This is a genomic window from Streptomyces sp. NPDC055506 (assembly GCF_053643595.1).
The window spans coordinates 63,799-75,283 of record NZ_JBSHKH010000006.1 but is presented as its reverse complement, the minus strand read 5'-3'; the positions used below and the strand labels follow the sequence as shown (position 1 = coordinate 75,283).

Annotated in this window: 11 protein-coding genes and 1 pseudogene; 2 read left to right on the top strand and 10 right to left on the bottom strand. The window is 70.6% G+C overall.

The window, feature by feature from the left end; genetic code table 11:
- Window positions 1-38: 38 nt before the first annotated feature.
- The 5 genes from ACWIF2_RS04240 to ACWIF2_RS04220 all read right to left on the bottom strand — a co-directional run bounded on the left by ACWIF2_RS04240 (window position 39) and on the right by ACWIF2_RS04220 (window position 4,184).
- Entirely contained in the window at window positions 39-332 is a 294-nt protein-coding gene (locus ACWIF2_RS04240) for a hypothetical protein (protein WP_175432264.1), read from the bottom strand.
- Between the two features lie 46 nt (window positions 333-378).
- A complete protein-coding gene (locus ACWIF2_RS04235) occupies window positions 379-1,389 on the bottom strand; it encodes an LLM class F420-dependent oxidoreductase (protein WP_454358503.1) in 1,011 nt (336 codons plus the stop codon).
- A 98-nt stretch (window positions 1,390-1,487) separates the two neighbouring features.
- Window positions 1,488-2,324, bottom strand: coding sequence for a DUF5336 domain-containing protein (locus tag ACWIF2_RS04230; protein WP_454358502.1), 837 nt, complete (start codon window positions 2,322-2,324; stop codon window positions 1,488-1,490).
- A 238-nt stretch (window positions 2,325-2,562) separates the two neighbouring features.
- Window positions 2,563-3,054: a hypothetical protein gene (locus ACWIF2_RS04225; protein WP_454358501.1), complete on the bottom strand. Its 492-nt coding sequence runs from the start codon at window positions 3,052-3,054 to the stop codon at window positions 2,563-2,565.
- A 179-nt stretch (window positions 3,055-3,233) separates the two neighbouring features.
- Window positions 3,234-4,184 (bottom strand): N-acetylmuramoyl-L-alanine amidase, encoded by a 951-nt coding sequence (locus ACWIF2_RS04220; RefSeq protein ID WP_454358499.1) that lies wholly within the window; start codon window positions 4,182-4,184, stop codon window positions 3,234-3,236.
- A 126-nt stretch (window positions 4,185-4,310) separates the two neighbouring features.
- Between ACWIF2_RS04220 and ACWIF2_RS04215 the strand changes: the two genes are divergently transcribed.
- Window positions 4,311-4,682 (top strand): hypothetical protein, encoded by a 372-nt coding sequence (locus tag ACWIF2_RS04215; RefSeq protein WP_454358498.1) that lies wholly within the window; start codon window positions 4,311-4,313, stop codon window positions 4,680-4,682.
- 145 nt (window positions 4,683-4,827) lie between these two features.
- On the opposite strand, the gene ACWIF2_RS04210 is transcribed toward ACWIF2_RS04215, so the two are convergent.
- The 3 genes from ACWIF2_RS04210 to ACWIF2_RS04200 all read right to left on the bottom strand — a co-directional run bounded on the left by ACWIF2_RS04210 (window position 4,828) and on the right by ACWIF2_RS04200 (window position 7,746).
- Complete coding sequence (locus tag ACWIF2_RS04210; protein WP_454358497.1) at window positions 4,828-5,139, bottom strand: hypothetical protein; 312 nt, start codon at window positions 5,137-5,139, stop codon at window positions 4,828-4,830.
- A 108-nt stretch (window positions 5,140-5,247) separates the two neighbouring features.
- Entirely contained in the window at window positions 5,248-5,901 is a 654-nt protein-coding gene (locus ACWIF2_RS04205; protein WP_454358496.1) for a class I SAM-dependent methyltransferase, read from the bottom strand.
- Window positions 5,902-6,006: 105 nt separating this feature from the next.
- Complete coding sequence (locus ACWIF2_RS04200; protein WP_454358495.1) at window positions 6,007-7,746, bottom strand: MFS transporter; 1,740 nt, start codon at window positions 7,744-7,746, stop codon at window positions 6,007-6,009.
- A 197-nt stretch (window positions 7,747-7,943) separates the two neighbouring features.
- On the opposite strand from ACWIF2_RS04200, the gene ACWIF2_RS04195 reads away from it, so the two are divergent.
- Window positions 7,944-9,374: an MFS transporter gene (locus tag ACWIF2_RS04195; protein WP_454358494.1), complete on the top strand. Its 1,431-nt coding sequence runs from the start codon at window positions 7,944-7,946 to the stop codon at window positions 9,372-9,374.
- A gap of 40 nt (window positions 9,375-9,414) precedes the next feature.
- Here the strand turns inward: ACWIF2_RS04195 and ACWIF2_RS04190 are convergent.
- Window positions 9,415-9,967 (bottom strand): annotated as a pseudogene (locus tag ACWIF2_RS04190) (response regulator transcription factor).
- A 41-nt stretch (window positions 9,968-10,008) separates the two neighbouring features.
- Complete coding sequence (locus ACWIF2_RS04185; RefSeq protein ID WP_454358493.1) at window positions 10,009-11,232, bottom strand: hypothetical protein; 1,224 nt, start codon at window positions 11,230-11,232, stop codon at window positions 10,009-10,011.
- Window positions 11,233-11,485 lie beyond the last annotated feature (253 nt).

Below are 11,485 nucleotides of genomic sequence, written 5' to 3'. Positions count from 1 at the left end.
GCCCCGCGCCCCTGAAGGGCGAGCCCCTTAAGGCGATTTCAGTGGCGATGGGCCCTGTTGGCTATCGCGTGGCCCACGAACAGGTAGACCACCGCTGCCAAGCCGTAGCCGCAGACCACTCGGGCCCAGGCTTCGTCGAAGGTGAAGAGGTCGTGGGACCAGCCGGCGAGCCAGCGGGCCGCGTCGTGGATGAACTGGACGAACGAGTTGCCGGGGTTCGCGTCCAGCAGATACATCAGGATCCACAGACCCAGGATGAGAGCCATGATGTCGGCCACGACCGCGACGATCGTGCCGGCCTGATTCGCACCGTTGCGATATCGAGGGGACATGTCATCCGTGTTGCCCTTGAACTCTGGATGAAACCCGTGGATTCGCTCAGGCGTTCAACTCGGCGAGTACGCGCAGCGTGTGGCGGTCGGGGCTGAGCACCAGCAGGTCCGTCACCGGCCCCTTGCGCCACGACTCCAGCCGCTCCGCGATCCGTTCGCGCGGGCCGACCAGGGAGATCTCGTCGGCGAAGGCGTCGGGGACGGCGCGGACGGCCTCCTCGCGGCGGCCGGAGAGGAACAGCTCCTGGATGCGGCGGGCGTCTTCCTCATAGCCCATGCGCGCCATCAGGTCGGCGTGGAAGTTGCGGGCCGCGTGTCCCATGCCGCCGATGTAGAAGCCGAGCATCATCTTGACGGGCAGCAGGCCCTCGGCGACGTCGTCGCAGACCCGGACCTGGGCCATCGGCGCGACCAGGAAACCCTCGGGCAGGCCGGCCAGGGCCGGGCCGTACACCTCCGGCCGGGTCGGCGACCAGTACAGCGGCAGCCAGCCGTCGGCGATCCGGGCCGTCTGGGCGACGTTCTTCGGGCCCTCCGCCCCGAGCAGGACCGGCAGGTCGGCGCGGAGCGGATGCGTGATCGGCTTGAGGGGCTTGCCCAGTCCGGTGGCGTCCGGGCCCTGGTACGGGTGGGAGTGGAAGCGGCCCGGCAGTTCGACCGGGGCCTCGCGGCGGAGCACCTGCCGTACGACGTCGACGTATTCGCGGGTGGCGGTGAGCGGTGACGCCGGGAACGGGCGGCCGTACCAGCCCTCCACCACCTGGGGGCCGGACAGTCCGAGGCCGAGCATCATGCGGCCGCCGGAGAGATGGTCCAGGGTGAGGGCGTGCATCGCGGTGGTGGTAGGCGGGCGGGCCGCCATCTGGGCAACCGCCGTGCCCAGCTTGATGGTGGAGGTGTGGGCGGCGATCCAGGCGAGCGGTGTGAACGCGTCCGAGCCCCAGGACTCCGCCGTCCACACCGAGTCGTAGCCCAGCCGTTCGGCCTCCTGCGCGAGCGGTACGTGGTCGGGGGAGGGGCCGCGGCCCCAGTAGCCGAGTGCGAGACCGAGCCGCATACCTGCCTCCTGACGGTGCGTCAGCCGACTGGGGCGACGACTGTACGGCAACGGCCCCCCGCCCGGAAGGGCGAGGGGCCGTGAAGGGGGGCGTGGGCTCAGCCGCGCTGGATGCCCGAAGTGTCCTGAAGGACACCGCGGCGGCCGTCCTGCGTCTGCGCGACCAGGGCCGGGCCGCGCTGCTCGACGGCCAGGTACCAGGTACCCGGGGCGAGTTCGGCGATCGGCGTCGGCGAACCGTCCTCGGCGAACAGCGGACGCGGCACCGGCACCGCGAACCAGAACGGCGAGAAGTCCCCGGCCGGTGCCTGCGGCGCCTGCGCCTGCTGCGGCTGCGGCTGACCACCGAACGGCTGCCCCGGCTGACCGGGCTGGCCGGGCTGACCCGGCTGCCCGGGCTGCGGGTGACCGTAGCCGCCGGGCTGCTGGGCGCCCGGGTAGCCGTAGCCACCGGGGGGCTGGGCACCGTAGAGCTGCGGGGCGGCCGGGCGGGGGGCCGGGAGGAGGGCGCCCTTGAGGGCCGGGACGAGGGGGGTGGCGATGGCGGCGGCGGCGAGCAGAAGAGCAGCGATCAGGCCGAAGATGAGACCGGAACCCGCGCTGACATCCGCACCACCGAGGTTGTCGCTGAATGCCCCCAGCGGGTCGAAGATCGTCCAGAGCGAAGTCCATGCGGCGAAGAGCGAGAGCGCGACACCGAGTTGGCCGAGGTCGAGGCCGACGACCTTGCGCTCCGGGAGGAGGCGGGAGAGGACGATCAAGGCCGCACCGATGATGCCACCGACGTACATGCTCATCACCAGGCCGAGGTTGTCCCAGGCGTTGGGGATGTCGCTGCCGGAGGTGTCGTACGTGTCGAGGAACGACGCGATGAACAGCAACACCGCTGCTCCGATCACCACGCCGTCGCCCCGAGTGAGGGAGCGGATATTCACTTCAGTTCCTTCGCCAGTCGTCTCGTCGTCGGTGGAGGCGCCGCTGTCACCGTGGCGCCGCGAGGGCGTGGTGGGAAGCGCGGGGGTGGCCCCTCATGGTACGGATGAGGGTATCCCCCGCTCGGCAGAGGTGTCTGCCCGGGATCAACGGCTGATACTGCGTCTCCTGCGAGAACGTCGCCCGCCGGGAGCCCGGCGGGCGACTCTGACCCATGCGGGTGACAGTTCCTACACGCCGTTACTTCTCCGAGTACGTGAAGCAGACGCCGATCGGCTTCCAGGCTGTCTTGTTCTTCTCGACAATCTTGAACCGGACCTTGTCATAGATGTCGAACTTCTTGCCGCTGTACTTGGCGTAAGCGGTCAGCGTTCCGTGCTTGCCGCGAGAGACTTCCCTGCTTCCGCTGACTGTGATGCTGCGGCTCTTCTGTACGTCCCAGCCGACACCCGCGCTGATGACGTCGGTGGTCACCCCGATGTTCTTCGACAGAGTGGTGCTGACCGACTTGGTCTCGGATATGCCGATCCTGGTGCCGCCCGGGCCGGACGCCTTCGCGAGCGGCTTCTTGCCGCACTTCGTTCCGAGGGACTTGACGTGCACCAGCTTGCCGTACGGGTAGAAGGGCGCTCCGGCCGCACTGACCGTATGGGCCTCTGTGGTGAGTGATACCGGCTGGGCCTGGGCTGTGGCGGCGGTGCCCGCAAGGCATGCGGTGAGAGCGACGGCCATCGCTCCGAACCGGGCTGTACGACGCTTCAATGTGTTCCCCGTTCCTCGTTGGAGGCCGTGAGTACCTCTGGTCGAAGCAAGTTGATCAAGCTTTCGTACGCATATGCAATCAACTTGAGGAAGAACTGAGCATGCGCATGGCAGGGCTGTGTGGTCGCTGTCGAAACCAGTGCAACTTTCTACCTGTTCAGGAACCCCGCGATCCCCTCAGAGATCCCTTGCGCCGCTTTCTGTCGCCATGCGCCACTGGTCAGTGATGCCGCGTCCTTGCTATCGCGCATGTTGCCGCACTCGATGAACACCTTCGGAACCGTTGACAGATTGAGACCGCCCAGGTCCTTACGCGTGACGAGACCGGAGCCGTCGCCGATGTAGTTGGAGGGCGCGCTGCCGGTGACGGCCACGAAGCGGCCCGCGACCCGCTCGCCGAGATCGCGCGAGGGAGCGACGATCGCGCGGGTGTCGGCGGAGCCCGCGTGGACCGCGCCGGGCAGGATGACGTGGAAGCCGCGGTTGCCGGTGCCCGAGCCGTCCGCGTGGATCGAGACCACGGCGTCGGCCTTCTCCTCGTTGCCGATCCGGGCCCGCTCGTCCACGCACGGGCCGTACGGCCGGTCGGCGTCCTGCGTCATCTTCACCGTGGCGCCCTGCTCCTCGAGGAGCGTGCGCATCCGGTGCGCGACGTCCAGGGTGAACTCGGCCTCGGTGTAACCGTCGTTGGTGGACGTACCCGTGGTGTCGCACTCCTTCCAGTTCGTCCCGATGTTCACCTTGCGGTTGATCTCGGACGGGTGCTGGAAGTTGTCCGGGTTGTGGCCTGGATCGATGACGACGACCTTGCCCTTGAGCGGGCCGGAGGCGGCGGGTGCCGACGCCGACGGGGCGTCTGTGGGCTCGGGGGAGGCGTTCGGCTTCTTGGCGTCGTCGGAGGGCGTGCTCGATGCGGCGGGCGCGGAGGGCCGCACGCTCGCCCGCCCCGAACCCCCGTCGTCCCCCGAGTCGCCGGCCGTCTCGTATACCAGCCAGCCGAGCAGCGCCCCCGGCACCAACGCAGCGAGTGCGACGGCCAGGGGGCCGCGACGGGGGCGGCGGGGCTGGGGAGGTTCGAAGTCCGGGTCCGTGTGCGACACGCCTGTCAGCTTACGGCGGGCTCCGACTGCCCTCACGTCGCAACTTGACTCGAAAGTGCGTGCGATTGCCCTGTGGGCGAGCTAATGTTAGCGCGTACACGTCATCATCAAGATTGCGGGGGTTGCGTGAAGTTCACGAAACGGGTTGCGTCGCTTCTGGCCACCGGCGCTCTGATGGGGGTGTCTCTCGTGGGCATCAATGCGTCGAGTGCCAGTGCGGACGACTACTGCTGGTCGAACGCCATAAAGGTCAACAATTCCAGCGGAGTCTTCCGGCTCAAGAAGACGCTCCCCCTCAAGAAGGGTCCCTACTCGGCCTGCGAGGATGGGAAGTTCGCGCTTGAGGGCAGAAAATTCTACGCATGGTGCTATGAGAGCAATATTCACGGCAACATGTGGTACTACGGGCGGGAACAGTTCGACGACGACATGGGGTGGGTATACGTCGGCAACCTCACCTTCCTGTCCGGCACGTTGAGGCCTTGCCCTTTCACCTAAATTGTCCGGAGTCGTGACGGCGGAGGCTCCCGACCTCATGCGCGTGAAGCGTGTGCCGGGTGCCTCCGTCCGGGGAGCGGCTGCATAGAGCGAGGGGCTGCGATCTGCGGTCCGTACTTCGCGTCGTGTGTCGGCGCGACAGCGCTCACGCGCTGGGCGGTGGCCCGGCCCCGGGAGTGCCCGGGTCGCCGTGCCGTACCGCATCCTTCACCTCCGCCTCGACCTTTTGGCGGGGTGTGTCCTCCTGCTTCGCGTACGCGGTCACCGCCGCCTGTACGTCACGGGCGAGGTCCCGCCAGGCCCGCCAGGCGGTCTCCCACGTCGTGGTCTGCTGGTCGCTCCACTTGGTCTGGGTGGGCGGACCGTAGGCGTCCCGCAGTTTCCGCATACGGGCGTGCGCCTCGTCCGCCGCACGCTGCTTCTCCACGAGCTCTGCGAATGCGATGGTGTGTGCCACGCGCCCGGATCCTCGAACAGCAACCGCCCCCCAAACGCCACGCCACGCCGCCCGTGGGCCGACCGGGAGGGGGCACGGGGGGCTCGGTTCACCCGGCCAGCCGTTCGCCTAGATACCCGGGCCGGTACGCCGCAGTACGCGCAGGGAGTCCGTCGCCGAGGTCTCGGTGAACGCGCCGGAGGCGAGGGCGCGGAGGTAGACGCGGTACGGGGCCTGGCCGGTGAACTCGTCCTGGGGGTCCGGGAAGACGTCGTGGATGACGAGCAGGCCGCCCTCCGCGAGGTGCGGTGCCCAGCCCTCGTAGTCGGCGGTGGCGTGCTCGTCGGTGTGGCCGCCGTCGATGAAGACCAGGGCCAGGGGAGTGCGCCAGAACCCGGCGATCTGCGGGGAGCGGCCGACCAGGGCCACCACGTGGTCCTCCAGGCCCGCCTTGCGCAGGGTCCGGCGGAACGTGGGCAGCGTGTCCATCAGGCCGATCTCGGGGTCGACCGTCTCGGGGTCGTGGTACTCCCAGCCCGGCTGCTGCTCCTCGCTGCCGCGGTGGTGGTCGACGGTCAGCGCGCTCACCCCCGCCTCACGGGCCGCGTCGGCGAGCAGGATCGTGGACCGGCCGCAGTACGTCCCGACCTCCAGCAACGGCAGCCCCAGCCGCCCGGCCTCCACCGCCGCCGCGTACAGGGCCAGCCCCTCGTCCACGGGCATGAACCCCTTCGCCGCCTCGAACGCGACCAGGATCTCGGGCTTCGGGGCCGCGGGCGGCATGGGGGTCCTTCCGGTCGTACGACGGCTATGGGCGCCCATCGTGCCGTACCCCCTGCCGACGCACGACAGGGGGTACCGGTGAGTAGCGGAGTAGCAGGGCGGCGGTCAGGCGGGGACCGTCTCGCCCGGCAGGGGCAGGTCCAGGTCGACCGGGCGGTCGTCGCCCGAATGGGTCGCCGACGAGGCGAGCGGCGCGTGGCCCGGGGCCCGGGCGGCGACGACGTAGGAGCCCCGGTCGGGGACGGTGAGCGCGTAGCTGCCGTCCTCGGCGGAGAGGGTCGCGCCGGCCTGGCGGCCCCGCCGGTCGATCAGCGTGACCTTGGCACGGGCGACCGGAGCGCCGTCCGCGTCCAGGACCCGGCCGCGGAAGCCGCGCAGGACGGCCTCGGCGTGCTCCAGGTTGGCGTCCTCCTCGCTGCTCGCCCGCAGCTGCGGGTGCGCGGCCGGGCGGCGGCCGGGCAGGAAGAGGGCGAAGAGCAGGCCCACGGCGACCGCGGCGGTCGCGATCAGGAAGGAGACCCGGAAGCCGTGCATGGTCGGGATCGCGACCCCGCCGACGTTGTTCGCGGTGTTGGCCAACACCATGCCGATCACGGCGCTCGACACCGACGTACCGATGGAACGCATCAGGGTGTTGAGGCCGTTCGCCGCACCCGTCTCCGAGGCCGGGACCGCGCCCACGATCAGCGCGGGCAGCGAGGAGTAGGCGAGGCCGATACCCGCTCCCAGCAGGACCGCGATGACCAGGCTCTGCCAGGCGGCGCTCATCAGGCCGAGGCCGGCGCCGTAGCCGATCGCGATGATCAGCAGGCCGAGGATCAGGGTGACCTTGGGGCCGTACTTCGCGGACAGCCGGGCGTAGACGGGCGCCGTGAACATCATCGTCAGGCCGAGCGGCGCGACGAGCAGACCCGCGACGACCATCGACTGGCCGAGGCCGTAGCCGGTGGACGTCGGCAGCTGGAGCAGCTGCGGCAGGACCAGGGAGACGACGTAGAAGGAGACGCCGACCATGATCGAGGCGAGGTTGGTGAAGAGGACGGCCGGGCGGGCCGTGGTGCGCAGGTCCACCAGCGGGGCCTTGAGGCGCAGTTCCATCACGCCCCACAGGAGCAGGACGACCGCGGCGGCGCCGAACAGACCGAGCGTGGTGCCGGAGGTCCAGCCCCAGTCGCTCCCCTTGGTGATCGGCAGCAGGAACAGCACGAGACCGGCGGACAGGCCCAGCGCGCCCAGCAGGTCGAAGGAGCCCTCGGCGCGCATCGGGGACTCCGGTACGACGAGGAGGGTCAGGACGATGGAGAGCACACCGAGGCCGGCGGCGCCGTAGAAGAGGGCGTGCCAGTCGGCGTGCTGGGCGACCAGGGCGGCGGCGGGCAGGGCGAGGCCGCCGCCGACGCCTATGGAGGAGCTCATCAGGGCCATCGCCGAGCCGAGCCGTTCCCGGGGCAGCATGTCGCGCATCAGGCCGATGCCGAGCGGGATCGCGCCCATCGCGAAGCCCTGGAGCGTACGGCCGGTGATCATGAGCAGCAGATCGCTGGTGAGCGCGCTGAGCAGCGCGCCGACGACCATGACGGCGAGGCTGAGGATCAGCATGCGCCGCTTGCCGTAGAGGTCGCCGAGGCGGCCCATGATCGGGGTGGCCACCGCACCCGAGAGAAGGGTCGAGGTCAGGACCCAGGTCGCGTTGCCGGGGTCGGTGTCCAGCAGTTGCGGCAGATCCTTGATGACCGGGACGAGCAGGGTCTGCATCACCGCGACAACGATGCCCGCGAAGGCGAGCACCGGGACCACGGCCCCGCTCGCTCTGCCGGCGGGACGGTCTGTCGTCGTCTGCGTCATTGAGAGGGGCCTCCAGGCCGGGGGGTGTGGTTACGTGGTGCGGTTACGTGGTGCCTGAACTTGTATGTGCAGGCAACTATTCCGTTGCTTCGGCACTCTAACGAATTCTTGACCTTCTCTTGGGGAAGGGGCCTAGGTCCGGCCCCGCCGGCCCTAGGCCGAAATCCCGATGCCAGGAGCATGGAGTGGTTGAGAGCATGACACCCATGCTTGAAGCCGCGGAAAGGACCCGAACACCCCGCCGTACCGCGTCGCCTCCCACCTGGCTCGTGGTGGCGCTCACCTGTGCCGGCCAGTTCCTCGTCGTACTGGACGTGTCCGTCGTCAATGTGGCGCTGCCCTCGATGCGGACCGGGCTCGGGCTGAGCGAGCAGGGCCTGCAGTGGGTGGTCAACGCCTACACCATCGCTTTCGCCGGGTTCATGCTGCTCGGCGGGCGGGCCGGAGACCTCTACGGCCGCAAGCGGATGTTCCTCGTCGGGCTCGGTGTGTTCACCCTGGCCTCGGTGGCGGGCGGACTGGCGCAGGACGACTGGCAGTTGCTGGTCGCACGGGCCGTACAGGGGCTGGGCGCGGCGGTGCTGGCGCCCTCGACGCTGACCATCCTCACCTCGTCGGTGCCGGAGGGCCCGGCCCGGGCCCGGGCGATAGGGACTTGGACGGCGGTCGGCGGCGCCGGCGGCGCGGCGGGCGGTCTGGCCGGCGGGCTCCTGGTGGAGGCGCTGTCCTGGCGGTGGGTGCTGTTGATCAACGTGCCCGTGGGGGTCGTGGTGCTCTGCGCCGCCGCCTGGTTCCTCGTCGAGGGCCGGGCCGGGGACCGGCGGCGGCTCGACCTGCCGGGCGCGCTGCTGGTGACGACCGGGCTCGGCACGCTCGCCTACGGCATCTCCCAGACGGAGGCGGAGGGCTGGACGGCGGCGGCCACGCTGCTGCCGCTGCTCGCCGGGCTCGTGCTGATCGCCCTGTTCCTCGCCGTCGAGGCCCGCACCGCGAGCCCGTTGATGCCGCTCGGGCTGCTGCGCCTGCGGTCGGTGGCGTCGGCGAACGTCTCGATGTTCCTGTGCGGCTTCGCGATGTTCTGCATGTGGTTCTTCATGACCCTGTACGCGCAGAACGTCCTGGGCTACACGCCCCTGGAGGCCGGAGTCGCCCTGGTCCCGAGCTCCCTGGCCGTCGTCCTCGGCTCCAAGCTCGCGCCCCGGCTGATGCGGGCGGCCGGCCCGCGCACCGTGGCGGTGCTGGGCACACTGGTCGCCGTGGCCGGCTTCGCCTGGCAGTCCAGGATGACCGCCGAGGGCTCCTTCGCCACGGCGATCCTCGTCCCCGGCATCCTCATGATGCTCGGCGCGGGACTCGCGTCGACACCGCTCGCCGCCCTGGCCACCTCCGGCGCGGCCCCCGGCGAGGCCGGCCTGGTCTCCGGCCTCGTCAACACCTCCCGCACGATGGGCGGTTCACTGGGCCTGGCCGTCCTGTCCACCCTCGCGGCGGCCCGGACGGCGGGCAGCGGAACACCGGCCGCGCTGACGGAGGGCTACGCGCTGGCCTTCCGGGTGGGGACCGGGGTGCTGATCGCGGGCGTGCTCCTGATGTGGGTCTGGCTGCCGCGGATGCCGCGGGAGCGGTAGGGCGGCCGGTGTTTCCGGGACCTGCTACCGGACTCGGGGCTCAGAGCCAGTCCTGGCCGCGGGCCTCGCGCAGGGCCTCCGCGCGGTTGCGGGTGCCTGTCTTGCCGATGGCGGAGGAGAGGTAGTTGCGGACGGTCGACTCCGAGAGATGAAGCCGGGCGGCGATGTCGGCGACGGTCGCGCCGTCCGCCGAGGACTTGAGAGTGTCGCTCCTGCGGCTGGTCGGCGGGTCGGGGCCGGCGCTGGGCGGGTCGATCACGGTCTCGCCGGCCAGGACACGGCGGATGGCGGCGGCCAGTTCCTCCACCGGGCCGTCCTTCACGAGGAAGCCGGTGGCCCCCGCCTCCACCGCCCGGCCGGATAGCCGGGGCGCCGAACGTGGAGAGGATCAGCACGCGGCAGTCCGGGACCCGGGTCCGCAGGTCGGCGGCGGCGTCCAGGCCGCTCCTGCCCGGGAGTTCGATGTCGAGGAGGGCGACGTCGGGGCGGTGGGCGAGAGCCGCGTCCAGGATCGCGTCACCGGCCGCCACCTGGGCGACCACCTCGCTGCCGTCCTCCATGCCGAGCAGCAACGCGAGCGCGCCGCGCATCATGCCCTGGTCCTCCGCGAGCAGTACGCGGATGGGTCTGTCGGTCACGCGCCCGGGGTAGGGCGGGGCGAGTCGAGCAGCGAGGCCAGTGTTCCGGTGAAGGCCTTCGCCGAGTGGTCGGCGTGCTCGCGTATGCGGGTCGCCACGGCGTCGGCCCCGCCGCCCTCCACGAGCCGCACGATCCGGTCGATGCTCTGCTCGTGCGGTTCCTGGGTGGACAGATAGAAGTCCGTCGCGTCGTACGCCATGTGGAAGACGTGCTTCTTCACATCGCTCAGCGTCAGGTAGTCGTCGTGGGTCTTCGGGGTCGGCTCGGGCGCGCCGACACACACCGCCGGGGTGCCGGCGCCCCAGGCGTTGACCGCCAGGTGGTAGGTGTCCGTGATGACCAGCCGGTAGCGGGGCAGGACCCCCACCAGGTCGCCGATGGTGTGGTCGCCCGGGCGGGCCCCGATGTGGCCGACCGGGGCGGGCACGTCCCGGTCGAACCAGGGCAGCCACTCCAGGGGAGCGCCCAGGCGGTCGGACAGGTCCTGGCAGGCGGCGGGCAGCCACTCGGGGACGGGTGTCCTGGCGCCGAGGAACACACCGATCGCGCCGCCGTACGGTACCGACCGGGACCAGTCCGTCGTGGGGAGGTGGTCGAGGTCGCCCGGGCGGGACAGCAGCGCCGCGTCCGAACCGAAGTAGTCGGTCGTACGGTCCCCGCGCAGGTGCGCGATCTTCGCGGCCGAGAGCGGGTCACGCACCCAGGTGCGGTGGTTGCGCGTCACCAGCCGGGCGAACAGGGGGCCGTACTCCTTGTCCTCGTAGTCGGACTGCGTGTTGTGCAGGATGGTCCCGCCGTAGCTGAGGGTCCGGGTGAGGAGTTCGTCGGGCTGGTCCGCGAACAGCAGGGTCCGGTTCAGCAGGTTCCGGGCGGCGTCCCGGTCCGCTGCGATGCCGAAGTCGAGCAGACGGTTCGTGGCGTCCTGCGCCAGATAGTGCCGGGTGTGCAGGAAGTCGCCCCAGAAGACGACCGCGTCGTGGTCGCGGAGCGTGTCGAGGTGCTCGGCCAGCGGAAGGAAGCGGAACGGGAAGCCGGTGCCTCGTGCGCACTCGCGCAGCGGCACGGTCTCCGGCGTGTGCAGGGTGAACCAGGTGGCGTCGACCTCGACGCCCTCGGCGGTCATCCGCCGCCGCAGGGACTCGAACGCCAAGTCCACGGTCAGCATGCCCGTGTTGCGGTACCCGATGTTCGGCGCGGTGATGACGGCGACGCGTCCCATGTGCTCCATTTCCCCCAGCCGTTGCCAACGCCGTCGTACTACGACGCGACTCGTCGGCCAACGTACACGGGGGTGTCCTGCCGTAGGGGGCCTGCCCCCGGTGGGAGGGGGAGGGGGCGGTGGAGCGCTTGGGCCTGGCTTGGACTGTCGGGGGCCTGGCATCGGACGGCGGATGGCCACGCCGGTTCGGCCACGGCCGGTGGCGCATCCGCGGCAGGGAGCCCGCCGGGCCGCGCCTCTCGGGGGCTCGGGC

Bases quoted from the DNA above. Each gene is read 5' to 3' on its own strand.
- ACWIF2_RS04205 (WP_454358496.1), bottom strand. From the start codon at position 5,901: ATGCCGCCCGCGGCCCCGAAGCCCGAGATCCTGGTCGCGTTCGAGGCG.
- ACWIF2_RS04200 (WP_454358495.1), bottom strand. From the start codon at position 7,746: ATGACGCAGACGACGACAGACCGTCCCGCCGGCAGAGCGAGCGGGGCC.
- ACWIF2_RS04185 (WP_454358493.1), bottom strand. From the start codon at position 11,232: ATGGGACGCGTCGCCGTCATCACCGCGCCGAACATCGGGTACCGCAAC.
- ACWIF2_RS04235 (WP_454358503.1), bottom strand. From the start codon at position 1,389: ATGCGGCTCGGTCTCGCACTCGGCTACTGGGGCCGCGGCCCCTCCCCC.
- ACWIF2_RS04195 (WP_454358494.1), top strand. From the start codon at position 7,944: ATGACACCCATGCTTGAAGCCGCGGAAAGGACCCGAACACCCCGCCGT.
- ACWIF2_RS04225 (WP_454358501.1), bottom strand. From the start codon at position 3,054: ATGGCCGTCGCTCTCACCGCATGCCTTGCGGGCACCGCCGCCACAGCC.
- ACWIF2_RS04240 (WP_175432264.1), bottom strand. From the start codon at position 332: ATGTCCCCTCGATATCGCAACGGTGCGAATCAGGCCGGCACGATCGTC.